21 protein-coding genes and 1 pseudogene are annotated in these 25,045 nt (G+C 47.7%); 12 read left to right on the top strand and 10 right to left on the bottom strand.

The genetic code is table 11. The features are described from left to right. Positions 1 to 313: 313 nt before the first annotated feature. Together ASG89_RS19935 and ASG89_RS19940 are read right to left on the bottom strand one after the other, a co-directional pair. Entirely contained in the window at positions 314 to 1,270 is a 957-nt protein-coding gene (locus ASG89_RS19935) for an SDR family oxidoreductase (RefSeq protein WP_057312832.1), read from the bottom strand. A gap of 87 nt (positions 1,271 to 1,357) precedes the next feature. Continuing rightward, positions 1,358 to 2,206 (bottom strand): MerR family transcriptional regulator, encoded by an 849-nt coding sequence (locus tag ASG89_RS19940; RefSeq protein ID WP_082593457.1) that lies wholly within the window; start codon positions 2,204 to 2,206, stop codon positions 1,358 to 1,360. Between the two features lie 205 nt (positions 2,207 to 2,411). On the opposite strand from ASG89_RS19940, the gene ASG89_RS19945 reads away from it, so the two are divergent. Then, the gene (locus ASG89_RS19945) at positions 2,412 to 2,777 is read left to right on the top strand and encodes a FlxA-like family protein (protein ID WP_057312834.1); all 366 of its coding nucleotides are present in this window, start codon (positions 2,412 to 2,414) and stop codon (positions 2,775 to 2,777) included. Positions 2,778 to 3,208: 431 nt separating this feature from the next. Here the strand turns inward: ASG89_RS19945 and ASG89_RS19950 are convergent, their stop codons facing one another. From ASG89_RS19950 to ASG89_RS19975, 6 genes are all read right to left on the bottom strand, one after another. Next, positions 3,209 to 4,225, bottom strand: coding sequence for an SDR family oxidoreductase (locus ASG89_RS19950; RefSeq protein WP_057312835.1), 1,017 nt, complete (start codon positions 4,223 to 4,225; stop codon positions 3,209 to 3,211). Between the two features lie 35 nt (positions 4,226 to 4,260). Continuing rightward, complete coding sequence (locus tag ASG89_RS19955; RefSeq protein WP_057312836.1) at positions 4,261 to 4,752, bottom strand: SRPBCC family protein; 492 nt, start codon at positions 4,750 to 4,752, stop codon at positions 4,261 to 4,263. 285 nt (positions 4,753 to 5,037) lie between these two features. Continuing rightward, positions 5,038 to 6,420, bottom strand: coding sequence for a sugar porter family MFS transporter (locus tag ASG89_RS19960; protein WP_057312837.1), 1,383 nt, complete (start codon positions 6,418 to 6,420; stop codon positions 5,038 to 5,040). Between the two features lie 245 nt (positions 6,421 to 6,665). Next, positions 6,666 to 8,033 (bottom strand): AraC family transcriptional regulator, encoded by a 1,368-nt coding sequence (locus ASG89_RS19965; protein WP_057312838.1) that lies wholly within the window; start codon positions 8,031 to 8,033, stop codon positions 6,666 to 6,668. Continuing rightward, positions 8,008 to 9,471 (bottom strand): sensor histidine kinase, encoded by a 1,464-nt coding sequence (locus ASG89_RS19970; RefSeq protein ID WP_057312839.1) that lies wholly within the window; start codon positions 9,469 to 9,471, stop codon positions 8,008 to 8,010. Before ASG89_RS19970 ends, ASG89_RS19965 begins: the two co-directional genes overlap by 26 nt. After that, on the bottom strand, positions 9,468 to 10,460 hold the full coding sequence (locus tag ASG89_RS19975; RefSeq protein WP_057312840.1) for a substrate-binding domain-containing protein: 993 nt from the start codon (positions 10,458 to 10,460) through the stop codon (positions 9,468 to 9,470). The genes ASG89_RS19970 and ASG89_RS19975 overlap by 4 nt, the downstream gene beginning before the upstream one ends. A gap of 716 nt (positions 10,461 to 11,176) precedes the next feature. Here ASG89_RS19975 and ASG89_RS19980 point away from each other — a divergent pair. The 11 genes and pseudogenes from ASG89_RS19980 to ASG89_RS20030 all read left to right on the top strand — a co-directional run. Beyond that, positions 11,177 to 11,899: pseudogene (locus ASG89_RS19980) on the top strand (ABC transporter ATP-binding protein); the annotation flags it as partial. Position 11,900: 1 nt separating this feature from the next. Beyond that, on the top strand, positions 11,901 to 12,695 hold the full coding sequence (locus tag ASG89_RS19985; protein WP_057312842.1) for an ABC transporter permease: 795 nt from the start codon (positions 11,901 to 11,903) through the stop codon (positions 12,693 to 12,695). A 69-nt stretch (positions 12,696 to 12,764) separates the two neighbouring features. Further along, on the top strand, positions 12,765 to 13,463 hold the full coding sequence (locus ASG89_RS19990) for a response regulator transcription factor (RefSeq protein WP_057312843.1): 699 nt from the start codon (positions 12,765 to 12,767) through the stop codon (positions 13,461 to 13,463). Position 13,464: 1 nt separating this feature from the next. Next, the gene (locus ASG89_RS19995; RefSeq protein ID WP_057312844.1) at positions 13,465 to 14,400 is read left to right on the top strand and encodes a sensor histidine kinase; all 936 of its coding nucleotides are present in this window, start codon (positions 13,465 to 13,467) and stop codon (positions 14,398 to 14,400) included. A 14-nt stretch (positions 14,401 to 14,414) separates the two neighbouring features. Further along, entirely contained in the window at positions 14,415 to 15,350 is a 936-nt protein-coding gene (locus tag ASG89_RS20000; protein ID WP_057312845.1) for an ABC transporter ATP-binding protein, read from the top strand. After that, positions 15,331 to 16,011 carry an ABC transporter permease gene (locus ASG89_RS20005; RefSeq protein ID WP_057312846.1) on the top strand — a complete coding sequence of 227 codons (681 nt, stop codon included), beginning with the start codon at positions 15,331 to 15,333 and terminating at the stop codon, positions 16,009 to 16,011. The genes ASG89_RS20000 and ASG89_RS20005 overlap by 20 nt, the downstream gene beginning before the upstream one ends. Before the next feature lie 220 nt (positions 16,012 to 16,231). After that, on the top strand, positions 16,232 to 16,693 hold the full coding sequence (locus ASG89_RS20010) for a MarR family winged helix-turn-helix transcriptional regulator (RefSeq protein ID WP_057312847.1): 462 nt from the start codon (positions 16,232 to 16,234) through the stop codon (positions 16,691 to 16,693). Further along, a complete protein-coding gene (locus tag ASG89_RS20015) occupies positions 16,686 to 18,158 on the top strand; it encodes a DHA2 family efflux MFS transporter permease subunit (RefSeq protein ID WP_057312848.1) in 1,473 nt (490 codons plus the stop codon). Before ASG89_RS20010 ends, ASG89_RS20015 begins: the two co-directional genes overlap by 8 nt. A 459-nt stretch (positions 18,159 to 18,617) precedes the next feature. Continuing rightward, positions 18,618 to 20,690 carry an EAL domain-containing protein gene (locus tag ASG89_RS20020; protein ID WP_235549839.1) on the top strand — a complete coding sequence of 691 codons (2,073 nt, stop codon included), beginning with the start codon at positions 18,618 to 18,620 and terminating at the stop codon, positions 20,688 to 20,690. Between the two features lie 7 nt (positions 20,691 to 20,697). After that, positions 20,698 to 22,344, top strand: coding sequence for a thiamine pyrophosphate-binding protein (locus ASG89_RS20025; protein WP_321166521.1), 1,647 nt, complete (start codon positions 20,698 to 20,700; stop codon positions 22,342 to 22,344). Positions 22,345 to 22,404: 60 nt separating this feature from the next. Beyond that, positions 22,405 to 23,067: a hypothetical protein gene (locus ASG89_RS20030; RefSeq protein ID WP_057312851.1), complete on the top strand. Its 663-nt coding sequence runs from the start codon at positions 22,405 to 22,407 to the stop codon at positions 23,065 to 23,067. 108 nt (positions 23,068 to 23,175) lie between these two features. On the opposite strand, the gene ASG89_RS20035 is transcribed toward ASG89_RS20030, so the two are convergent. Together ASG89_RS20035 and ASG89_RS20040 are read right to left on the bottom strand one after the other, a co-directional pair. Continuing rightward, on the bottom strand, positions 23,176 to 24,120 hold the full coding sequence (locus ASG89_RS20035; RefSeq protein WP_057312852.1) for an ABC transporter permease: 945 nt from the start codon (positions 24,118 to 24,120) through the stop codon (positions 23,176 to 23,178). Further along, positions 24,113 to 25,045 carry an ABC transporter ATP-binding protein gene (locus ASG89_RS20040; protein WP_057312853.1) on the bottom strand — a complete coding sequence of 311 codons (933 nt, stop codon included), beginning with the start codon at positions 25,043 to 25,045 and terminating at the stop codon, positions 24,113 to 24,115. The genes ASG89_RS20035 and ASG89_RS20040 overlap by 8 nt, the downstream gene beginning before the upstream one ends.

Here is a 25,045-nt window from a genome sequence, read left to right on the forward strand (position 1 = left end):
CTTTTGATTGTAACGTTGGCGGCTTTTGATTGTAACGTTGGCGGAATTCACTCATCTCGGACACCTCGTAATTTGGATAGGTCTATTATCTAACTCCCCAATTCGTTGTGTCCACTACTAAGTCTAAATTCATTTTCATCACTAACAGCGCTCTAATCTGACTCAGCTCGCTTTTTCTGGTGCATTAGTGATGTTTTTCATCACTAACAGCAGAGAAATCAAGCTAAGCATGTCAGCTGCAGCGTTGTCCTTACGTACTGCTCGATCTCTTCCACAGACTCTAGTTGCAGGACATACTGTGACATGGCCCCTGCTACTGAGCCCGCTGTTCCTGCATCGTTTCCTTAAACCACCGTACTGTATGCCTGATAGCTTCCACATGCGGAGTCGTCGTTTGCGGGCCAAAGGCAGCCTCAAATTTGCTGTGATCCAAGATGAAGGGGTGTTCAAACTCGTAAAGTACTTCCTTGAGCTCCCTCAGCATCGGATGGAATAGACCGATCATCGTCACCATACCACGGGATAATGTGCTTATTTTCCTTGTGGAGCCTAACTCTTCGAAAATCAGCGTCAACATCTCCCTGGTTGTGAGTGTATTCGCACTTGGAATATGCCAGACTCCCCCCAAAGCACGATCCTCTTGAGCGAGTGTTACGAGACCTCTGGCGAAGTCATCAATATACGTGTAGGTATGTGGCATATCCAGATTACCTAACAAACTTACTGGCTTGCCGCTTAAAGCGAAGCCAAATACTCGCTCTCCTAGGGAGGACTGTTTCACACCTGGACCATAGAAGTCCGAGGCGCGGCCAATCGCCACGCGTGCCTTCCCCGATTGATGCGCAAGCAGCAATTCCTCCGCCATCTGGGCGCGTGTTTGCCCTTTTTTGCCGGTAGCTAGGTGCGGTAGGTTCTCCGTCAGAGGCTGTTTCTGCTGGCCATACATATACAGGTTATCGCCGTAGATCAGCTTCGCACCCGCAGCAGTCGCACCTGCCATAATCCCTCGGGTAAGGCCGGGGAATTCGGTCGGCCAGTTCGTATAGCCCGGATGAGCACAGTGATAGACCACTGCCGCATCCTTGCACAGTGCCACTGCTTCAGCAAGTTGGGAAGCATCCCCTCTAGCCACTTCCACCGCTGTGGCCTCGGACAATCTACCGTTGCGATTCACCATACGTATGCGCTCGACCCCGCGCCGCTTTAATTCCCTCATGATCGCCATCCCTAGTGGCCCCGTTCCAACAATCACATGCACTTGATTACTCATTCATCATGCCCCCTCTTCTTCGATACCCTAACGATATTGTCTACCGTAACGAGAGAGTCAAGAGACATTCCGAAAATAGTTGGCGGATTATTGGGATATGGCCACTTGAAGCTCCACGACTACATTGTTGTAATCATCGAGATGGTTTTCTCTACCGAATAGGTGCAGCTCGCGAACCGGACCGGTTTGTGCATAGCCATTTGCCCCAAGCCATGTAAAAAGCGCTAGAATCCCCTCCCCGACACCCATGAAAGGACCTTTGTAAACGAGGCTTGCCACCATAGGCTCAGCTGGAATTTCATAAATGGTAATTGGACCAGCTGGACGTAAGTGCGCTAATGAATCAAAGCTAAACCCTACTTCAATGTCGAAATTCTCCTCAATAAACTCCGTCATATGATACAGAACGTATTCTTGTTGCATAGGGTCGATCGATGCACGGCCTCCCAGCCCTTCCTCGAGCTCCTCGAACATCTGACAGCGGTAGACGGGCATATCCTGTAGGCGTGGTATTATTCGGCGAAGTCCGGCCATATAGAGCGCGGGCACCTGCTTAATCCCAACCTCATAAGCAGGCTTCTCACCCAGTCGTTCTAGTTGATGCAATCTAGACTCAATGCGCGCCATTTGTTGCGCAGCTTCCTCGATTTGATTCGCTAGCTCCGCTTTCTTCTTGTGCATCATCTGCTTCATGTCGTCCATGGTGAGTGCTTGATCGATCATCGTCGCGATTTCATCTAACGAAAACCCCGTCTCTTTCAGCACCACAATATGATGAATTCGAGTGAGCTGTTCATAGGTATAATACCGATAACTAGTCGCGGTATCGATATAAGCAGGCTTTAGTAGGCCGCGCTCATCGTAATGGCGCAGGGTGCGTATGGTCACCTGTGCGATTTTGGAAAAGAGTCCGATTCTAATGAAATTCGACATCATTATCCGCCTTTCGAATACGTATCCTTATCTATCCATTATACGGATTTCATGGGGAATAAGGTGAACAAGTTCCAGCTTGCCTTACCTTCTTCCTAATTTTAAGCAAATCCTCAGGATACGTTCAGCTTCCCATCAATCCGTTCTGTCATACTCAGATGAGCTTTCTAAACATTTCCATAAAGCTAGAAATGAGGCTAAGACCAACATGAATATTTCCAGTGTATCTTCCACATCCAGCACTAGCTCGTATTCCTCCCCTACTAACTCAACGGACACAGCCGCCCTTGAGAAACAAAAGGCCAAGCTGCAAACCGAGCTAACGAAGGAACAGCAGAGCAAGGACGATCAGAAGACGAAGGAGCGCAAGACACAGCTCATTCAGCAACAAATCCAGCAGATTGATCAGCAGATCGCGCAGGCGAGCTCGAGATCTAGCAGCAGCGGTAACAGTGGCAGCACTAGCCAAAACGATTCCAGTGCTCGGAACTCGAACGGCCCTGACGGCCCGAGCAACGCTGCGAGCAAGCAAATGAACATGAATCCCAACGGTACGTTGGACATTCTAATTTAAGTCACTTCATGAGAAAAGGGACTGTACTTTGAGAAGTACGTCCCTTTGTGTATGCAGCCAACGGCTGCCGATCATTATTGCGTGATTGCTAAAAGAGGAAGGCGAACAGCTTGTGCCAAACACAAGAATACCTGTATTTTGTACAGCTATTTTCATCTCTAATTCGTGTTTAAGTGAATTAACCGGAAATTCTCCATGTAATTCCGAGAATTCGAGAGAATATTGGAGAAATCGCATGATTTAACTACATAATTTCCATTTAATCGTCGATTTCGAAAAAGAAATCAAGGAAATTAACTGTATGTTTTCCATTTAGTCGAGGCGAGATATCCAAAGTCTGAAATCCGAAATCAGCAATCAGTTGAAGTCTGATTGAACATGAGACAAGGCACCCTCAACCTCGAGGGTGCCTTGTCCAGCCCATGAGCGATTTACGCGAGGATCGCTTTCTTGGCAGACTCCAGTGCTCCAATGACCTTGTCGCACCACACATCGAATTCCGGATCTTCCCGCTGAAGCTCCGGATTAGCTAGGATATTCGCGATTGTCTGCTTTATTCCTTGATCAAATCGCGTCGTAGCCACGAATTCGGGCATAAGCCGCTTCAACTTCGTGTTGTCGAAAACAACGGAGTTCGCCTTATCTCCAAGCAAGCCTCCACGGTAGTCCTGCGCGCTGCAAGCATCGAGGAACTCTGAGGCCACATGCACCGCATGAAGCTTCACGCCTAGCGCATCCGCGATGGCCTCGTAGATCTGATTCCACGTCAATGTCTCATCAGACGTGATATGAACAGATTCCCCAATCGCATGGAGATTGCCCATGAGGCCAATGAATCCTTTGGCAAAATCGCTATTCTGCGTCATCGTCCATAGCGACGTTCCGTCACCGTGAATGATCACGGGCTTGTTCTCCAACATGCGCTTCGCTACTTGCCAGCTCCCCTTCGCACCATGTACACCAAGCGGGATGGAGCGCTCATCGTACGTATGACTCGGCCGGATAATCGTAATCGGGAAGCCTTGCTCCCGGTATTGTTTCACTAAGTACTCTTCACAAGCGATTTTATTTCTGGAGTAAGCCCATAAGGGGTTGGATAATGGCGTTCCTTCCGTGATCCGGTAATCGGATAAAGGTGTCTGATACGCGGAAGCCGAGCTGATGAAGATGAATTGTTTCGTTTTGCCTTGAAAAAGTCGGTAATCCCGCTCCAATTGAGAAGGCTCGAACGCGATAAAATCCGCGACAACATCGAACGATAAGTCCGCAATCAGCTTCGCCACGCGCTCCTCGTCGTTAATGTCCGCCTGCAGGATGCGCGCACCTTCTGGCAAGTCCGCATTGCGCGTGCCTCGGTTCAATAAATAGAGCTCACAGCCTGTGGCAAGCAGTTGTTTCGTAATCGCCGAGCTGATGGTACCCGTTCCGCCAATAAATAGTGCCTTCATGATTTCGCCTCCGTTATCCCATTTTGATGTATGTTTTAGGTCTGATTCGTTAGGACTGCGTCTGTCAGTTGCTTATACTTCACATACCAGTCATTCCACATATCCTTACGTGACGCAATCGTTCTACCTGCTAGCAACGCCTCAATCACTTCTAAACACACGTGCCATCCGGCCAAATCTCTTGGCGTGTGCGCTGTTATTTGATGCAAGTACTCACTGAACACGAGACGACATCCACCGTCTGAATCCGCGTGAAGCTCGAAACGAACGCGATCCTCATCCCATGTAAAAGCCAAAACCTGATCTTGGATGAATTCAAGAATGTCCATAGGAATAATTGTCCCGTCGGGCATATTGAACTTTATCATGCCGCCTTCACGGAGTTCGCCTACCTCTAACTCGGGAAACCATTTCGTTAGCTTGTCATTTTCCGTCAACCATGACCAGACTTCCTTCACATCATGCGGCCAATGACGCTCATAACGAGCCAAATATCCACCTTGGGTGGATTGAAGATCAGCTATCATACGATGCCTCCTCTACTTCGTCCTATTAAAAAGCATATCGAATTGTCCTAGCTTCATCTTACCTGTAGATACGTGTTCAAATCAAGAAATGAGAAAACCTCTATCGAGGCCACTCACAGATGAGCGACCGCGTTTGAAGAGGAGAGACTTTGGTCTCCGACCAAAGATCCCTATAAATGGTTTTATCGCCAATAAGAAAGCTGTTTTCGGAAGCCGAAAACTTATACTTTCTTATGTGGTAGCCAAAAAGCCGAGGTTAGGGCCCCGGCCTTTCTGTTCATGCTTCTATGCTTTTTTCGCGGACCATAGGGATTCGATTTCTTCCAGTGATCTGCCCTTGGTTTCAGGCACAACTCGCATGGTGAAGAAGAACGTCACCAAGGAAAGGATGCCGAAGATCCAGAAGGTTAGCGCTGGACCTGCAGAGCTAAGCAGTGGAGGGAACGTCTGTGAAACCACATAATCTGCGATCCACAGTGCCATCGAAGCGATGGCTGTTGCCTTGCCGCGAATACGATTCGGGAAAATTTCGGACATGATCACCCATACCACAGGACCTAAGGACACCGCGAAAGAGGCTACGTAAAGTAGGATAAAGACGAGTACAAGATTGCCTGATGTGTGGCCCGTGTGGAACGCGATACCTATCACCGCTAAGCAGATCGTCATTGAAGCGGAACCAACTAGCAGCAACACCTTCCGACCAACTTTATCGATAAGCCATATCGCTAGGATGGTGAAGAGAAAGTTAATTAACCCGACCAGAATCGTCTGAGTCAGCGCAGCATTCGTGCCTGTGCCCGTTTGTTTGAAAATCTCAGGCGCATAGTACATCACCGCATTGATACCAGTCACTTGCTGGAGAACGGCTAGGCCCACACCGACGATTAACGCAAGGCGCAGCGCTGGGCTGAATAGTTGGCGAATGGAGCCATTTTCTTGTTTAAACGATTCCTTGATCTCCATCACTTCTTTCCTAGCCAGTTCTTCCCCATGAATGCGGAGCAGGATCGGAAGTGACTCCTCAGCCCTTCCTTGCTTGATTAACCATCTTGGGCTTTCGGGCACGAAGAAAAGCAGCACTAAGAACACTAAGCCAGGAAATGCCCCGAAGCCGAACATCCAACGCCAGCCCGTTGCAATATTCCAGGCTTCATTGGAATGATTCGCAATGCTGGTATTGATGAAATACACGAGGAAAATCCCCGTCACCGTAGCAAATTGGTTCAATGCCACCAGTCGGCCGCGATATTTCGCAGGTGCTATCTCCGCGTTATACAGCGGGCAAAGCGTTGAGGTGATCCCGATGCCGAGTCCGCCAATGATACGAGCAATAATATACCCCGTGAATGTATCCGGGATCGCAGATCCAATAGAGCCAATAATGAAAAGCAGCGCCGCTGTGATGAGCACCTTTTTTCGACCGAAACGATCACTCAGGACACCAGATGCTGCTGCACCCACGATGCACCCAATAATTAAGCTGGAAACTGCCCAGCCTACCTCCACTTCACTAAGTGTAAAGCGTTCTTTCATGAAACCAACCGCTCCCGATACGACGGCCGTATCGAAGCCGAACAAAAGCCCGCCGAGCGCAGCAACAATGGAGACAAGCGTGACGAATTTTATGCTAACTTGCTGGCTTGAATTGTCTATTTGTACACTCATAATGATGGTCCCTTCTGACGTCTACCGCATCTTCATGCGAGTCTTTAATCTTACATTTCGTGTGAAGCGAGACTCATTATAGCATGGGCGATATGACAGCTGGGGAACCTTTCCCTGCACTAATTTGTGATATACCAGCATAAAAATAATCCGTCACAGACTCACGCCTCCCCCGAGCCTTCGGCTAGCACAATCTTGTCCGGAAATAACAAAATAGTCCTTGCCCCAGCATGGACTATTCTTCCTTATTGCCCCGTGCGATACTCCGTTGGGGTAACACCTGTCACCTTTTTGAACACGCGGCTGAAATAATTCGGATCCTTATAACCGACCATATAGCTGACTTCCTTCAGGCTAAGCTGACCCTCGTTAATGAGGTCCTTGGCCCTCTCAATACGCAGTCGTGTCACATAGTCGATGAAAGTTTCTCCGGTTTGCTGTTTGAATACTTTGCTAAAATAATGGGGATTCAAGTGGACAAGCTCAGCAACATCCTCGAGTGAAATGTCTTCCTGAAGCTTCTCATGAATGTAAGTCAGCGCGCGATCCAGCACCGTCCATGTCTGGTGTTCACGCTCTTCTCGGATTCGCCTAATGGCTAGCTCCACATAGGTACGCTCTGATGAATTATCAGCGGTACGCGGTTCGATCAGGCCTCGCTGCCCTTCAGTAGGGAGTCCTTTTAGTTCCTCGAAGGACCTCAGGTTTCCCCACTTTTTATCATACGTCGCCGCAAATACCGCTTCAAAGTAGGACGTCCGGATCCCCTCCATCTCATACCGAATCGAACCGATGCCAATATTCACGTCAATGCCGCGTACCTGTCGCAGATGTTCTACGAGCTTCGCACCTAAGGATGCTGCTTCTTCCCGCAGCACCTCAGCAGTCATCGGAGCGCGGTCCACTAGGAAGATGGCCATATGCCAATGCACCATCGAGCTGACGACACACCCGACGCGATTCTTGAGATAACCTTTCGTAAAGGTTTTGACGGTTTCGTAGATTTTCTTCTTCGTGGTTGCGACTTCCTTGTCGGATATAGGGCCAAGCTCTGGCAGAGCAAGGACTAGCCCACATCCCTGTTCCGTGGATATCTGCAAAATATCAGCCAAATACCCGGCATCCGTTTCATTCACAGGATCGGACATAATGACCAATGCCATTTCCGTCTCAGCCAGCGGAAGCAGCTGAAAATAGTTATCCCGCATCGCGAGCTCCCCCTCCCGCTTCCGCCCTTCTTGCTCAATTTCCGCAACTAAGCGCTGTAGGAGCTCAACAATCTGATCCCGTTTGGCTGGTTTGACTAGATAGTCCTTGACCCCTAAGGAAAGGGCCTCTCTGGCATACTCGAATTGCTCGTAAGCGGTCACTAGCACCATTTTCGTCTGAGGATGTCCCTCTTTGATTTCTCTTAATGCTTCCAACCCCTGAATACCCGGCATTCGGATATCCATTAGGATGATGTGGGGGCGGTGCTCGTCCGCTTTTTGAATCGCAATGCGGCCATTCTCCGCATGAATGACCTCGAATGTATTCGGCATCATTCGGCCCACGATCCATTCGATGCCTTCTCTCTCTAACGCTTCATCATCGGCGATCAGTAAGCGATACATCTCCAACTTCCTTTCCTTCGGCAGGCAGCCGCAAGAAGACCTTCGTCCCTCGGCCAGGATCACTTTGAATGCGGACGAGATCCTTTTGACCATAAAATAAAGCTAATCGTTTGAACACATTTCGTGTTCCTAAACCTGTGGACTGGCCATTGGCGCGGGTAACCTGAGGTTCCCCGTCCACATCAAGCAGAGCTTCACGGATCTCTTCGCTCATCCCCACCCCATTGTCGGAGATCGCGACTAGCGTTTCACCGCTCCCTTGTGTAATCGTGAGCTGAATGACGGCTCCTTCTTCCATTCCCTCGATCCCGTGTACGAACACATTTTCAAGGATCGGCTGCAGCGTAAGCATCGGTACGGGAACGTCCAGTCCGCCCTCATCAATCTCCATCACAAACTGAATGCGATTGCGGAACCTAGCTTGCTGTATTGTGAAATACTGTTTGGCATGCTCCACCTCATCTCTAAGCCGCACAGGACGATCTAGCTTTCGCAAATTATAGCGGAGTAGATTCGACATCGTGACCGTCAAATCACTCGTTTGCTCGGCACCCTCCAGTAGGGCAAGCTTGGACAACACATTCAAGGAATTGAAGAGAAAGTGAGGGTTCATTTGATTTTGCAACACCTCGAGCTCCATTTCTTTCAACTGCTTGTCCTTCTCCAATCCTTCTGTTTCCTTCACAATAAGCGCTTTGAGATTATCCTGCATATGTCCAAAGGCACGTGCTAACACACCAAACTCATGCTCTACAGGCAAATGGGGGATTGGCGCATGCAGATCTCCGTTCGACATGTGCTGCGCCACTTGAACCAGCTGGCTAATCGGTCTCGAGATGCCCCATGAGATGCGATAGGCCAGCAAGATGCTGATCAAGGTCGTGAGGATGAAAATAACGACACCCCACTGATTCATCTCCTCCGTTTGAACCAGAATTTGCCGATAGAGCGGCTGATAGTAGCTCAACTCCAAATCAATCAATTGGTAGCCTTCCTCCTGTATGAATGCCGCCGTCCGCTCTGCCTCTTCATAAAAGGCTGTATAGGCTAACGTATCTGGGCTGCTGGCTGCTTGGATTACGCCTGCTTCTTGTGCCATGAAGGTGTCAACCGTATGGGTATAGCTGCGGAACGTAAGGTGGTCGGTCGCTGAGAGGGTCTGCTGCGAAGCTAATTTCTGCTGCAGGGCCTCCAGCCCCTCCTTCTCGCGTATGAAGGCCAACCGGCTGCCTTCGCTTCGGTCCACGATGTAGCCGTTCATGGCACGGAGATTGTCCTGCGTTTGCCCAGCAATTTGCTTGTATAACAATACCCGATCGAGCATAACATTATAGCTTTCCTGTACGGATCTGCCACTATGGAATATGAAATACGCCACCGCATTATTCAAAATAAACAGCGCAGGCAGCACGATAAACAACATGCGACGTATGTTCACGGGGAACTCCTACTCACAGGTGTTAACGTCGTCGTATCGAGGATGTAGGTACCTGTAACATGTTGTTGAGGTAACGTGTTGCCCAGGAAATGAGAAGCTAGAAGCTGTACAGCTACCGAACCTATTTCATGGGGTTGTTGCACGATAGAAGCTTTGATGGCTCCTTGGCTGATCCCCTGCCTTGTCGATGCGATATCATCGAAGCCGAACACGAGTATGCCGTCTCGATGCGCTGCTTTCACCCCTTCCGTGATGCCTGCCGCATCTAAGGAGCTGAAACCCACCATCGTCTGAATGGCGGGATATTGCTTGAGCATTGCTTCCGTATGTTTCGCCGCCTGAATGCGGGATATATTCGATGCCCGGATATCTATAATTTCATAATCAGGCCTGTTCGCAATAGCTGCCCGAAATCCCTCTAAACGCTGCTGCTGATTCTCCGCCTGCTCACTTCCGATAATGACGCCAATTCGCCCCTTACCGATTGCTGCTCCTGCCACGAGTTCACCCATCCGTCTGCCCGCTTCCCGATTATCCGTGCCTACATAGGTTAATCTGCGGCTGTCTGGCTCATCCGCATCTAACGTAATCACAGGAATGCCTTGATCGATCGCTTTGCTGATCAACCTATCATACTGTGGCTCCTTGATCCCTTGAACAAGCAGAGCATCCGGCTTAGCTGCAATTGACTTCTCCAGCAGGCTCGTTTGCTCAGCTGGATTGATACGGATTGGACCCAAGTAATCAATCTTCATACCATGGCTTACTGCGGCTTCACTCGCGCCCTTCTCAACCGTTCGCCAGAATGGGTTGTCTAGCTCTTGCGCGATGAGCACAATGTGTTTGAAGGGCTGCTGAGCCTCGCTATGCGGCTCCATCTGTCCCACAAGCTGGCCAATATGCACGGTGGATATGAGAAATTGAAGCATCACATAGCAAAAAACAAGAAATAAGCCCAGCAGGCTGAGCGTCCAGCTCCTATTTCGCATTGTGTTGTGTCACCTCCTGAGCAGCGCATTCATCCGCTAGGAGGAACGCTTTCTGATTAGTATGAGCCCGGTGGGGCTAGCACATGCAAGGTTTTCCACGCGGATGCGTGGCATCTACTGAAGCCAGTGGTGTGGTCGTGGGAAAACGAGACCGTCTTATGAAAGCGAAAGCATAGGGAACCAGTGTGCCTGTGGATTTGGCTGCGAGCAGCTAATTGCTGAATAACTGGAAAACCTCCATCTATTTTCGCCAATATTACCTCGAATGGATGATTAGATGGATTTCATACAGTAATTCCTCCATATTCGGCCCATTAGCGCAAATGGCATCGGATTAGCTGTAGGTTTTCCAGTTAAACGCCGAAATCGGCTGAAATCAGCGGAAATAACTGTAGTTTTTCCATTAAGATGCGATGGGGGTTTGCGGAGACTCTTAGAGAATCGACAACATAACCTTAGAGAATCGACAGCCGACCTCAGACACCTCAACGACACCTCAGTGAGTACTAAGAATACTCAGCATATACTCAGAATTCACAGACTCCTTAGACTCCTTAGAATCCTTAGAATCCTCGGCATCCTTAGAAAACCCGCCCCCGCCTCCTCACCTCCGCATCGAAAGACTTTCGTAAGATTTAGGAAAGGGTCCTGCATGATGTATCTAGTAAGATAAGCGTATCAAATTAATCGGAGGTACGCATATGAACCATTTGAACATACAACCCGTTGTCGAAGTACGTAATCTGACGAAACGGATTCGACATAAGAGCATCGTGGATCAGATTAGTTTTGAGCTTTTCCCCGGCGAGGTATTCGGCTTTCTCGGACCCAATGGCGCCGGCAAAACGACAACCATTCGCATGATGGTCGGCCTCATCGGCATGAGCGACGGCGATGTCGCGATTAACGGCCACAGCATCCACACAAGCTTCCGGGAAGCGATTCGGCACGTCGGCGCGATTATCGAGAATCCCGAGCTCTACAAGCATCTCACCGGGATGCAAAATCTAATGCAATTCGCTCGCATGGTCGGGAGTATCCCACAGAGCCGTATCGATCAGATCGTGCAGCTAGTCGGGCTATCGGCCCGCATTCACGATAAGGTGAAGACGTACTCGCTCGGCATGCGCCAGCGGCTGGGCATCGCCCAGGCCCTGCTCCATAAGCCCGCTGTACTCATCCTCGATGAGCCGACCAATGGTCTTGACCCGGCGGGCATTCGTGAAATGCGCCAGCTCGTCCGCCAGCTGGCCGCTGAAGAAGGCCTCGCGGTGATGGTGTCTTCTCATCTACTCGCCGAAATGGAGCTCATGTGCGATCGCTTCGGGGTCGTGATCGATGGCCGCCTACGTAGCACCTTCTCGCTTGCAGACTTACAGTCCCAGACGGATACGCTGACACTCGAAGAGAAATATATCAGGCTAACGGAGGTTGCCAACTATGCTTAATTTCACCAAACTCGTGCAAAATGAAGGCATTAAGATCTTCACTAAAATCGGAACCTGGGTGATGATTGCCTTCATTCCGATCCTTGTTATAGCGGTCGCCCTTCTCTGTAAGTATGCGAACGAAGAGGAGCTTGCTGCGAACAATGTGTGGGAGTTCTTAGATTTATGCCTTTCCGCCATTCCCAATCTCATGGATATTGTCACCTTGTTTACGATTATTGTTGCCGCGGGCATCGTAGCCTCCGAGTTCTCTGGCGGTACAATCAAATTACTGCTGATTCGTCCCTTCAGCCGCTCAACGATCTTATTATCCAAGTTCACGACCGTCCTATTGTTCGGGTTAGGTCTTACACTACTGCTTTTAGTGACCATTATTCTTACAGGTGGCATCTTTTTCGGATTTAATGGTGCTTCCGAGCTTCATGCCGGGGCTGCTTTCTCGAATGCGGCTTACACCTGGAAAGCTATCGGCTACAGCGGCATCGAATTGATCGTCATGGTCACACTTGCCTTCATGTTCTCCTCTGTGTTTCGTGCAAGCTCCATGGCCATCGGGATTTCCTTGTTCTTCTTATTGACAAGCGGGCAATTGGCCTACGTTCTCAAACAATTTGAATGGTCCAAATTTCTGATTTTCGCCAATACGAATTTGCTGAGTTATGTGGACGGCAGGCCGCTAATGACCAGTATGTCTTTATCTTTTTCATTGCTAATGTTGGCTTGTTATCAACTGCTATTCCTCGCTCTATCTTGGTATGTGTTCGCAAAGCGTGATGTTTCTATATAACCAATTCCGTTTCAATATGAGCGGACAAAGCGGTATACTGGAAGCATATGACATAAAGGTGGAAATAACATGCCTAATCACATTTTGCTTGTAGAAGATGACCCGGCAATTGCTGAAATGGTCCTGGGCCATTTAACCAAAGAGAGTCTCACTGTTCGACATGCCCCTGATGGGGAGGCGGCGCTGCGGCTCTTTGCCGAGGAAGCTTTTGATATGATTCTGCTGGATCTGATGCTGCCTGGGGTCGATGGCATGGAGGTGCTGCGCAGGGTGCGTAGCGGAAGTACGGTGCCGGTTCTCATTTTGTCCGCGAAGGATAGTGATGTTGAGAAAGCATTGGGTCTCGGCTTCGGGGCGGATGATTATTTGGCCAAGCCATTCTCGCTTATTGAGTTGTCGGCACGTGTAAAAGCGATTTTGCGGCGAGCTTCCCAATATGCCAGTCCTTCTGCACCAGCCGAGCAAGCTCTCTTGCGCATCCACGAGCTGACGCTTCATCCCGATGAGCATCTCGTGACCAAAAACGACACGCCCCTCAACCTCACGGCGAAGGAGCTCCTTATTTTAAAACTGCTGATGTCTCATCCCAAACGCGCCTTCTCCAAGGAGCAAATTTATCGTTCGGTATGGAATGACGCTTATTATGACGATGTGAATGCGATTCAGGTCCATATTTCCCGCTTACGGGAGAAGATTGAGGACGATCCTGCGCACCCGCGGTACATCAAGACCGTATGGGGGATTGGTTACAAAATGGGGGATTTCTGATATGCATGTCGTGTGGCCCAGCCTGTGTATCTTACTTGGGATACTTACCTTCGTTCAATGGAAGATCAGAATCGACCAATCGCGTCATCTCCGCTATTTGCAAACGAAGCTAACCGATATTCTCGATCAGGAATCCTCAGAGAAGGTTCATCTCCATACCGATTCTACCCAGCTCCAACGCTTACTCATTGTCATCAACCGACTCCTCGATGCGAATCGCAAAGTGGAAGCCGACTATACCCGTAAGGAGAATGCAATTAGGAAAATGGTTTCCAACATGTCCCATGACTTGAAAACACCGCTTACGGTTGTGCTGGGTCTGACAGAGACCCTTGCACATGATCTTACTGCCAACGAAGAGGAGCGGAAGCGACTATCCCTCAAGGTTCATGAGAGAACGCTCGACATCCTGAATCTGACGAATCAGTTTTTCGATCTGGCACGACTGGAATCCGGCGATCGACCCCTCCCTTTATCCAAAATCAATCTGAGTGAGGCTTGCCGGAACGGCATTCTATTCTACTACGAATTAATTGAGTCACAAGGTCTCGAGGTTGATGTTGCGATTCCCGAAGAGCCGATCTGTGCCTACGGCAACACAGAAGCGATCGGGCGTGTGCTGCAAAATTTGCTGTCCAACGCGATACGTTACGGCAAAGATGGCGGCAGGATTGGCATCACACTCCGACAAGAGGCGGACGGCGTCTATATCGACGTGTGGGATCAAGGAAAGGGCATTGGCGAGCGAGATCGCCTAAATGTCTTCGAGCGTCTTTACACGCTGGAGGATTCCAGAAACCAGACCTATCAAGGCAGCGGCCTAGGTCTCACGATTACGAAGCGGTTAGTAGAACTCATGGAGGGGAGCATTTCCCTGCACAGTATCCCTCATGTGAAGACCGTGTTTACGGTCCGTTTTCCCACAATCCGCTTTTGAAAGGAACCCATGTGATGAGCCTTATTCTACAAACGAAACAATTGTCTAAAAGGTACAAACAGACCGAAGTTGTCTCCGCTGTCAACATGCACGTTCGCCGTGGCGAGATCTACGGCTTTCTCGGCCCGAATGGTGCGGGCAAAACAACGGTCATGCGGATGATTACGAATCTCATCACACCAACCAGTGGAGAAATCGAATTGTTCGGAGCTCCGCTTACTCCCCACTCTTACGAAACGATGAAACGGATGGGCAGCATTATTGAGTATCCGATCTTCTATGACCATCTGACTGCTCGTGCTAATCTAGAGCTCCACTGCGAGTATATGGGCTACTACGATACAAAAGCCATACCTGAAACACTAGATCTCGTTGGACTGTCCGACATCGGCAATAAGCCTGTGAAGGATTTCTCACTGGGAATGAAGCAGCGCCTAGGTATTGGCAGGGCCATCTGCACGAAGCCGGAATTGCTCATCCTCGACGAGCCTGTCAATGGCATGGATCCCTCGGGGATTCGTGAAATCCGTGATCTATTTCGCATGTTGAGCAAGGAGTTTGGCATGACCTTGCTTATTTCTAGCCATATTTTACAGGAAATTGAGCAATTGGCCGATACGATCGGCGTCATTAATCATGGCAAGCTGCTCGAAGAGGTGTCCATGGAACAGGTTCGCGGGCGGCATAACGAGTATACAGAGATTGTCGTGACGGATGTGCCGCGGGCTGTGCTTGTACTCGAAGATAAGTTGGCTATCCTGAATTATAAAATTATGGAGCGCAACACCATACGCATCTATGATCCGCGTCTTGCACCTGTAGAGCTGAATCGCTTACTTGTGCAGCATGAGATTGGCGTCGAGGCCCTGAACAAAAAGACCCGCTCGCTCGAAGACTACTTCCTCGGGGTCATCGAAGGAGGCAACCGTGATGCTATGGAAGCTCATTAAGCTGGAACTGAAGAAGACGAAGTGGCGAGGACTTCTACTTTGCGCCGTGATCACCAATCTCCTGGTAGCACTATGGGTCGTGAGCAGCGACGTGCCAAATAATGAAGTCAGAAGCTATGATCGAGTCTTCCAGAGCATTATGAACTACTGCGGGATTACCTTCATCATTTTCTCGTCTGTCCTCATGTCCCGAATGGTTATTGACGAGTATCGGAACAAAACGATTACCCTTCTCTTCGCCTACCCCGTGCCTCGAAAGATGATCTTCTTGGCCAAATTGATCATTATCGGGGTTTGGACCTTCGTCACAGTGTTACTCAACAATATTTTCGTGGTGATCTCACTCCTGATTGCTAATTCACATTACCATTACATTACGGAAACGCTGACCCATGATCGGCTGATCGCAGAAGCGATTCGTATGTTGATCTTCGCCTTCACCTGTGCAAGTGTATCCTTGATTCCGCTGTACTTCGGTATGTTTCGGAAGACGATGCCGGCTTTGATCGTGAGCGCGTTCGTACTCTCTAACTCTTCGATGGTGATCGTTAATAACATCACTGTCGAAGATGGATATGGTATCTTTATGACGGCAGCCTTGGTATGCTTCACCATCGGGGTCCTTATGGCCTACGCAGGTGTACGGAGGAGTCAGTTGTAGGTGGGTATTACAACATTAACGTATAGAGTCCGTATCTGAGCGCCCTCGCTTTGATACGGGCTTTTTTTTCACTGCATATGAACTGCATGATGCCCACCGATCTGCACAAACTAGGACAACCAACCAAATTTATCAGTTTGACAGCAATTTGCTATTACTCCTATAATAGTTCGTATACGAATTATTCGCACGCGAAATTTAGCCAAGGGAATGAGTTAACATGGACGATCAGCAGCAACAGCGTACACTCGAAATCATTCGCTCCGCACGAGAGGTCAAACAAGCCTTTCACCAGGTAATGAGTAAAGCTTACCAGCATTTAAATATCACACCGATTCAATCCTTCGTCCTTCGAAAGCTGAGTGAGAAACCTGGCATCACACTATCGGAGCTAGCCGAATGCATTCAATTGGGCAAAAGCACGACGAGCGGTATTATCGATCGCATGGTCAGAGATCAACTGGTATCCCGCGAACAATCCAGCGCAGATCGCCGGTCGGTCATCCTTAAGTTGTTGGACAAAGGCGAGCTGTTGCTTCAACGTGTGCGAGAAAACCAAGTGGAGCGCATGTCCCCGCTCTTGCAAATGTCCGATGACGAGATCGACAGTTTGCTTCGTATTCATCAAAAAATTGTGCGCATCCTGCACACACAACTGGAAGGAGATTCTACTTATGAGTGATGCAGTCACGAATACCCTACGAAGAGGTCCGATTGTAGCATCCCTGCTGATCGCGGCTTTCGTCGCCTTATTAGCTCAGACCTTATTGAATGTCGCATTGCCAAGCATGATGAAGGATTTGAATGTTAACGAAAACACCATTCAATGGTTGATCAATGGTTATATGCTTGTGAACGGTGTTCTTGTCCCGATCAGTGCCTATCTGATTTCTCGCTTTACGACGCGAAAGTTATTCATAGCAGCATCTGGATTTTTCGCACTTGGCACCATTATTTGTGCCTTTTCCCCAGGCTTTAGCCTTCTCTTAACCGGGCGTCTCGTTCAAGCTATTGGCGCTGGTATTCTTATGCCGCTGATGACGATCGTGTTCCTAACGATTTTCCCTGTGGCAGAACGCGGAAAAGCCATGGGTCTTATGGGTCTTGCCATGATCTGTGCGCCTGCCATCGGACCGACATTGTCTGGTTGGGTCGTTGAGCACCATTCTTGGCGTGTTCTGTTCTATATCATTTTGCCATTATCCTTATTTGCTCTAGTATTCGGCGCTTTGTCCATGAAAAATGTGATCAAAACATCTACACCCAAATTTGACATCCTTGGCGTTATCTTCTCGACCCTCGGTTTCGGTGGTTTGCTGTACGGCTTTAGTGATGCTGGATCCGATGGTTGGGGCAGCGCCACTGTTGTTAGTTGCTTAATTATTGGTGCGTTAGCCTTGCTTCTCTTCGTATGGCGTGAGCTCAAAATAGAGAAACCGCTACTCGAGCTTCGCGTGTTCAAATACAGCATGTTCTCCTTGACTACTGTCATTAATGTCATCATTACGATGGCGATGTTTTCTGCAATGGTCTTGCTGCCGATCTTCTTGCAAAATATCCGCGGATTCTCGCCGTTAGACTCTGGACTACTGCTTCTGCCTGGTGCCATCCTGATGGGCATCATGTCCCCTGTGACAGGTATTATTTTTGACAAAATCGGAGGACGCTGGCTCGCGGTCATCGGTTTGACGATTACAACAATTACAACTTACGAATTCAGTCAGCTTACTGTTGATTCTACGTATTCCCATCTCATGCTGGTCTACACCTTGCGGATGTTCGGGATGTCCATGCTAATGATGCCCATTCAAACAGCGGGCTTGAATCAACTGCCAAGACGTCTGAACGCGCATGGTTCTGCCATGTCTCAGACACTGCGGAATGTCGCGGGGGCGCTCGGCACAGCACTTCTGGTTACCATTATGTCGAACACAGCAACTTCCCGCGCGAAAGACCTGGTTATAGCAGGTAAAATCGATCCAAAAGACGCGGCAGCTATGGCCGACGTTACTCATCATGCCACGGTATATGGGATCAATTACTCCTTCGAAATCGCAACATGGATGACGCTCGCCGCGCTGGTGTTGGCCTTCTTTATTAGAAAGACTGCCCCAGCCGAAGAACCTAATGTAGAAAAAGCAGCGTAAAGAAGACGTGAATTGTCCAGCAAAATCGAACGACGAAAAAGGTCATCTGTGAAGATGGCCTTTGTTGCTATAATCTTTCGTTTATGACAGATCACCCTATTTCTTCATTAAATAACTCCAAAGCAAAAAACTTCCACCTCTTTACTTTTGTTTCCTAAAATCAAACAGAAATAAATTGACAAAAAACGAGATGAATAGACATAATGAAAATAAAACGATAAATAATGGGGTTACTCTAGATTTTTCAAATATAATTTTTTGCAATTTCATGGTAGCGAAGGGGGGATTGCTTTGAGCAATGTATCTTTAATCTCGGTGTCTAAAAAGAGATGTGAAAAGCTAGGTATTAATCCACGGGGGACTCCCACCTTTTCTAACTTTTTATCAGAAGGCGATTTGAATCTAAAACGGGCCGATTACGAAGAAATATTATCCGTTATAAATTTTTTTGTTCATAAAATGTTAGAGCTCATGAAAGGGATACCAGTACTAATCCTAATAACTGATGAGAATGGCTGCATTCTGGAAATGGCCGGAGATGAAGCGATTAAGAGTGTGATTGAGCAATCGGGCATTAAGGTTGGTCTCGTATTCAACGAACATGAAGCGGGAACCAACAGCGTTAATTTAGTTTTGGAACATCGTCAGCCGATTCAACTTATTGGGGACGAGCATTATTACCAATTTTTAGGATCCTCTGCCTGCTATACCGTACCCTTCAAATATACAGATGTCAACAATTTGCTCGGGACGATATCGATCATGACAGCAATTGATCAGCATAATCCATTTTTATTGGCGATGCTATGCACAGTCGTAGATTCGATCGAAAGAGAACTAATGCTGAAAAAGCAAAATAACCGATTGCATATTTTGAATCAGGTGGTCATCGAAACAACAAGAAACGGCATTATTATTACTGATCGGGATGGGATCATTACCGAGTTTAACAAGTTTGCTGAAATTATAACTGGTTCCAAAAAGCAGGATGTCATTAATAAACCTATTCCGGATGCCCAAACAAATGATTTCATTAAAGAGGTCCTTCAAACGGGAAAAGAATACGAAGATATGGAATTGATGCTTCCCCCTCAGAAGGGGCAAGACGAGCTGGTTTGCCTGTTCGACGCCTTCCCTATTCGTGATGAGAATATGCAGATCATGGGTGCATTTGCGCAGTTTCGGGATATCACGGAGCGTTATCATACGCAAAAGCAGATCAATTATTTGGCCTATCATGACGATTTAACTGGTTTACCGAATCGAAGATTTTTTACCCGGCATATTGATGAATTACTGAGAAACGGGATAAAAGAAAAAAGTATCTTTGCCGTCATGTTTCTCGATCTGGACAGCTTCAAGAAGATTAATGACACGCTGGGTCATAACAACGGTGACGCACTATTGAAGCTAGTTGCCGAGCGTCTAAAAACTTGCTGCCATGCTCCTAATCAATTGGTTTCAAGAATGGGTGGGGACGAATTCACGATCCTCATGCAAGAGATGACGGATCATACGGAAGCCATTCATGTTGCGGAAGTGATTATTAAAGCATTCGAGAAACCATTTGCAGTGGAAGGCTATGAGTTCTATATAACAGCTAGTATCGGTATTGCCTTCTATCCTCAAGATGGCATAAATGGCGAGATGCTGATGAAGAACGCTGACATTGCTCTTTACCGTATGAAAGAAGACGGAAAGAACAACTATAACATTTTCAAACCTAGCCCGAACAGCAGCGGTATTGAACGGCTTACATTGGAGAATTCGATCCGCAAAGCGTTGCGCTCAGAGGAATTCGTGTTATATTACCAGCCCCAAATCGATACGCTGACAGGGAAAATTATTGGTACCGAGGCGCTCGTTCGCTGGAATCACCCGACTCTCGGCTTGGTCCCTCCAGCTAAGTTCATCCCGATTGCCGAAGAAACAGGACTCATTGTCCCCCTTGGGGAATGGGTGCTTAGAACCGCTTGCATTCAAAATCAAATATGGAAAGAAAAAGGATACCCTCCTATGAGCGTATCGGTCAATCTTTCTTCTCGCCAATTTTCAAAGCAGAATTTGGTAAAGACCATTACTGAGATTTTACTCGAAACCCACATAGATCCCCAATACCTAGAGCTCGAAATTACGGAGTCGATGACTATGAATGTTGAAGTCGCGATTGAGGTACTCGGAAGACTGAAGGAATTAGGTATACAAATTTGCATCGACGACTTTGGGACAGGCTACAGCAATCTCTACTATTTAAAATTGTTCTCAATTGATCGGTTAAAGATTGATCAATCCTTTGTCAGGGATATTATGACGGATTCTAATGACGCAGATATTGTAGCTACAATAATAGCTATGGCCCATAACCTTGGAATTGATGTGATCGCAGAAGGTGTAGAAACTAAGGAACAATTGGATTTTCTGCGTAGTCAGAACTGCCATGAAGTACAAGGTTTTTATTATCATCGACCTTTACCTGCAGAACAAATTGAGCAGTTGTTAATGAAAACAATGAAAATCGATACTAAATTGTAAAGGTGATATGATGAAAAAGAGAGTGTATACACTATTAGTCGAGCATTTTAAAAATTGGGGAATTTCTCACGTATTCGGTATTCCTGGGAAGTCCATTTCTCCGCTGATGTTGGAACTTGATAATTATGGAATAGAATATGTGTTAGGTCGCCACGAAGCCGGCTGCGGGTTTGAAGCGTCAGGTTATGCACTGGCGAAAAAAACGATGGGGATCGCGATTGGCACTTCCGGACCTGGAGGAACGAATCTGATTCCAGGCGCTGGGCACGCCAGAGAGTTCCAATTACCTGTATTGTTTATCACCGGCCAGCCTTCGATGCAAGAGACTGGACGTGCTTTAAGTCAGGATTCAAGCCAATTTTCGGTAGATTTGGTTAAAATGTTTGAACCAGTAACCCTATTTAGTGCTCGCGTCGAGCGAGGGGATCTTCTTCACCTATACCTTAAACATGCCTTGGAAAAAGCCTACACAGGTGAAAAAGGTCCAGTTCATCTTTGTATCCCATTTGATGTGCTGATGGAGGAAGTGGATTCCTTCTATTTGCCTTTGCCGGACCACATTTCACCAGTTGTATCCCCTGATATTGATAAAGCCCTATCCTTAATCAATGAGGCCAAGAAACCTGTCCTCTTTCTGGGCAAAGGCGCCGTCGCGGCGGAAACATACAACCAAGTGCGGATTATTGCCGAACATTGGGGGATTCCTGTCGTAACTTCAACTGGTGGGAAAGGGGCTTTTTCCACTAACCATCCCTTATACTTGGGCGGATATGGCCTCGGCGGTTCCAAATATGCGACAGAATATATGAAATCTGGCATTGACTTGATGATCGTCGTTGGCAGCAAATTGTGCGACATGTCTTTGTCCGGATTTACGGCTGATATGGAGCCAGAGAAGGTATTGCAATTCGAGTATGACCTTACGTTCGCAGGTAAAACCATTCAAGCGCCGACGCAAATCATCCTAGGCGATATCGAATACAACCTGAATCAACTCATTTTGCAAAGCGGAGCATCCCTCAAAGAGCATGAAGTACTAGCAGCTCGTGCACAAGTGGCAGCAACGACCGCTCCAATGGAATCCGCATTGTCAGCGGGGGCAGCGTTCAGAAGTTTGCGGTCTGTGCTTCCGAAAGAGGCGGTTATCTTCGGGGATGCAGGGAGTCATTCTTTCCATGCCGTACAAAATTTTGAAATCATCGAGCCTGGAACATTCTTTTTAGCTGAAATGTTCATAACCATGGGGGCAGCGATCGGCTTTTCGATCGGCGCGAAAATTGGCATGCCCGAACGCCCTGTCGTCTGTGTGACCGGCGACGGCTGCATGATGATGCACGGCACAGAAATATCAACAGCAGTTAACCATGGGATTCCGGTTATTTTCTTTGTTTTGAATAACGGTCGGTTAGATATGGTAGAAAAGGGGATGTCGTATAACACGGGACGGTCCGTTGGCGCTATCTTTGAGCGACCGCTGGATGTTAGCTTATTCGCCCAATCTATGGGAGCAACGGCGTTTCGCTGTGAAAATGAAACAGACGTCAAGAGGGCGGTTCAGTTAGCTTTGCAGTCCAATACGGCTACGGTCATCGAGGTAATGGTTGATCCGCAAGAAATCCCGCCGATTCTTACTAGATTGCTTAGTTTAGATTAAACTTAACGGAGAACGTATATCCATTAGAAATGCCACCAACAACGAAAAGAGGATAGTACGATGTCGAAGATAGCGGTCATGGACAGCCACTTGGCCTCCCATCGCGAAATTCTAACAGGCCATAAGATTAGAGAAATTATCGAAATCGTTTATCGCATTAGTTTAGATGACATTTCAGCTAAAGGTGAAGGCAGTATTGTAGCCTCATACCCCTTCGAAATCATGAAACATGTTAGGCAATCACTTGGAATAGATCCAGCCTCTACGGATCACGATTCTGAAATCATGTCTATGACGAAGGTAGAAGCTATGGACAAATATCTGTTATCCTATGGACCTACGATAACAGGAGCGGAGATTAGAAGTCTCGTCAATGAGATTTTCGGTGTCAATCTAACAGGAATCGCTACTTTGGATAACTCTAGGTTATCCATCTTTTCGAAAGGTCAATGGATTTTACAAGAACCTACGGATATCATAAGTCTCATTACTGGAAAAGGTGATATTGATGTAACAATCAGCGCTACAGACTATTATATGAACACAATAGGATTCGATCAATTCCCCCCCGAACTTCATGACTTCTTACTCACACTAGGTTTTTCTTATCATATAGAGATGAAAAATTACCATTATTCAAACCCAGCAGGTCAATCTATTTCAGAGGCTTTCAAAGGACAATTAATCGGGAAGCTTGTAACAGTTATACGTGACCATTATTAAGATTGTGACACCGCCATCATTTCTTAGTCCTACACTTATAGAAAGCTGATTACAAAATGTAAAGAGGCACCCATCAGGTGCCTCTTCATTCTAGCTATTATCCACTTTTTACGCCGCCACATCTCTCTTCGTAAATACCAGCCATGCCACTGCATTGAAAATAATGAAATATATGCTCAGCACGATAATCGAGAATTGAAGCGTCATCCCGGTCTGATACGGGCGACCGCTCAAATACTGGGACAGATCAATATTCGCAAATAGCAAGTATTTACTCCATTCGTAGGGCTGCAAGAGTTCCATGAAGATCGCTCCCGCAAATAAAGCAAAGATGGAGAAGCCAATCGCCATGATACTGCTACGGAAGGCAGAAGAAATCATGAAGGCCATGGTGACGAAAATAATCGTAGACACGCCATTAAGTAGATATGTTTTCCACAGGTTAGCAATCATGCTCTTCTCCACAACCTGGCCTGCCGCATCCACGGTCACTAGGGGCAGATCAATCAGCCCGAACTTATATAGAATCCCGTTTACTAGAATAGACACAACGAACAGAATAATTAACAAGAACAAACCAAAGGCAATCATGGATAAATATTTGGACACTAGAATTTTCGTTCGATTCGCTGGTCGAATCAAGAGTAACTTGATGGTCCCTGTCGTGAATTCACCAGCCAAGCTGTCCCCTGCCACAATAACAGTGAACAAGGTGATTAGGATAATCATATGCGCTGAATCGTTAATCCCGCTCCACATGGTCCCCCCTTCCGGGTGAATATTATGCTCGAGATGGTAGTCGTACCTGGCAATCTGTTTTTCAATGCTTGCTTTGCTCTCCGCACTCCGTTTCGGCTCTTTCAGCGCATCTGCGAGCTCTTGCTTCTGCTCAATTACGTGATCTCTCCACGCATCGACCTCTCCCGATTTGTCATCATAATACCAATCCATGAAACTGCCTAAGAAAACGGCGCCAATCATAATAGCAACCATGATCCATGTACGTACCCGACGGTAGAGCTTCATATTTTCGTTCAGAAACAAATTAACCAACGTGTTCACCCCCTGTCATTTCCAAGAACCGATCTTCTAGAGATTGTCGCAGCACTTGGACACCATAGATGCGGATATCTCTTCGCATCAGATCTGCCAAGATATCGGGAATACTGTCTCTCTCTGTCACAACCTCTACCCCTTGGGGAACAATCTTCACATCTTTCACGCCTGTCATCCGAACAATGGCCGAGTGTACCAGTTCCGCAGGTGTAGCTTCGATCAAGTAGGTTTGCGTCCCGTCCTGCGAATCGGCCATGAAATCTTCAATCTTCTTCACATCAACTAGCTTGCCTTGCTGAAGAATGGCCACACGATCACACATCAGCTCCATCTCGCTCAGCAAATGACTGGACACAATCACTGTGATCCCTTCGGATCGCGTCAGATAACGCAGGTAATCACGCAGCTCACGTATCCCAGCAGGATCTAGACCATTCGTCGGCTCGTCCAGAATGAGCAGTGACGGCCTGTGAAGCAGCGCCTGAGCAACACCCAATCGCTGACGCATGCCCAGAGAATACTTCTTCACCTTGTCATGAATCCGCGTCTCCAGCCTCACGAGCTTGACCACTTCGTCAATTCGCTCCTTTGTAACCCCAGGTACCATGCGCGCATAATGAATAAGGTTATGATAGCCGCTTAAATACTTATACATTTCGGGATTCTCAACAATCGCCCCCACATGGCGGATCGCTTGCTCGAAGTCATGCTGAATGTTCTTCCCTTTAATAACAATTTCGCCCTGTGTAATAGACATTAAGCCAACCATCATACGAATCGTTGTTGTCTTCCCTGCGCCATTGGGCCCGAGGAATCCGAAGATCTCACCTTGCGGCACGTCAAACGTTAAATTATCGATAATGGTTGCTCGCCCAATTCGTTTCGTAACTCCGCGCAGACTTACAATGGGTTCACTGTTCAT

Origin of the sequence: Paenibacillus sp. Soil766 (assembly GCF_001428105.1) — a bacterium.
Lineage (GTDB): Bacteria > Bacillota > Bacilli > Paenibacillales > NBRC-103111 > Paenibacillus_E.

What these genes read in the sequence shown, in the direction of transcription:
- ASG89_RS19935 (WP_057312832.1), bottom strand. Translation starts at nt 1,270, where the DNA reads ATGAGTAATCAAGTGCATGTGATTGTTGGAACGGGGCCACTAGGGATG.
- ASG89_RS19940 (WP_082593457.1), bottom strand. Translation starts at nt 2,206, where the DNA reads ATGATGTCGAATTTCATTAGAATCGGACTCTTTTCCAAAATCGCACAG.
- ASG89_RS19945 (WP_057312834.1), top strand. Translation starts at nt 2,412, where the DNA reads ATGAATATTTCCAGTGTATCTTCCACATCCAGCACTAGCTCGTATTCC.
- ASG89_RS19950 (WP_057312835.1), bottom strand. Translation starts at nt 4,225, where the DNA reads ATGAAGGCACTATTTATTGGCGGAACGGGTACCATCAGCTCGGCGATT.
- ASG89_RS19955 (WP_057312836.1), bottom strand. Translation starts at nt 4,752, where the DNA reads ATGATAGCTGATCTTCAATCCACCCAAGGTGGATATTTGGCTCGTTAT.
- ASG89_RS19960 (WP_057312837.1), bottom strand. Translation starts at nt 6,420, where the DNA reads ATGAGTGTACAAATAGACAATTCAAGCCAGCAAGTTAGCATAAAATTC.
- ASG89_RS19965 (WP_057312838.1), bottom strand. Translation starts at nt 8,033, where the DNA reads ATGTATCGCTTACTGATCGCCGATGATGAAGCGTTAGAGAGAGAAGGC.
- ASG89_RS19975 (WP_057312840.1), bottom strand. Translation starts at nt 10,460, where the DNA reads ATGCGAAATAGGAGCTGGACGCTCAGCCTGCTGGGCTTATTTCTTGTT.
- ASG89_RS19985 (WP_057312842.1), top strand. Translation starts at nt 11,901, where the DNA reads ATGCTTAATTTCACCAAACTCGTGCAAAATGAAGGCATTAAGATCTTC.
- ASG89_RS19990 (WP_057312843.1), top strand. Translation starts at nt 12,765, where the DNA reads ATGCCTAATCACATTTTGCTTGTAGAAGATGACCCGGCAATTGCTGAA.
- ASG89_RS19995 (WP_057312844.1), top strand. Translation starts at nt 13,465, where the DNA reads ATGCATGTCGTGTGGCCCAGCCTGTGTATCTTACTTGGGATACTTACC.
- ASG89_RS20000 (WP_057312845.1), top strand. Translation starts at nt 14,415, where the DNA reads ATGAGCCTTATTCTACAAACGAAACAATTGTCTAAAAGGTACAAACAG.
- ASG89_RS20005 (WP_057312846.1), top strand. Translation starts at nt 15,331, where the DNA reads ATGCTATGGAAGCTCATTAAGCTGGAACTGAAGAAGACGAAGTGGCGA.
- ASG89_RS20010 (WP_057312847.1), top strand. Translation starts at nt 16,232, where the DNA reads ATGGACGATCAGCAGCAACAGCGTACACTCGAAATCATTCGCTCCGCA.
- ASG89_RS20015 (WP_057312848.1), top strand. Translation starts at nt 16,686, where the DNA reads ATGAGTGATGCAGTCACGAATACCCTACGAAGAGGTCCGATTGTAGCA.
- ASG89_RS20020 (WP_235549839.1), top strand. Translation starts at nt 18,618, where the DNA reads ATGTTAGAGCTCATGAAAGGGATACCAGTACTAATCCTAATAACTGAT.
- ASG89_RS20025 (WP_321166521.1), top strand. Translation starts at nt 20,698, where the DNA reads ATGATGAAAAAGAGAGTGTATACACTATTAGTCGAGCATTTTAAAAAT.
- ASG89_RS20030 (WP_057312851.1), top strand. Translation starts at nt 22,405, where the DNA reads ATGTCGAAGATAGCGGTCATGGACAGCCACTTGGCCTCCCATCGCGAA.
- ASG89_RS20040 (WP_057312853.1), bottom strand. Translation starts at nt 25,045, where the DNA reads ATGAACAGTGAACCCATTGTAAGTCTGCGCGGAGTTACGAAACGAATT.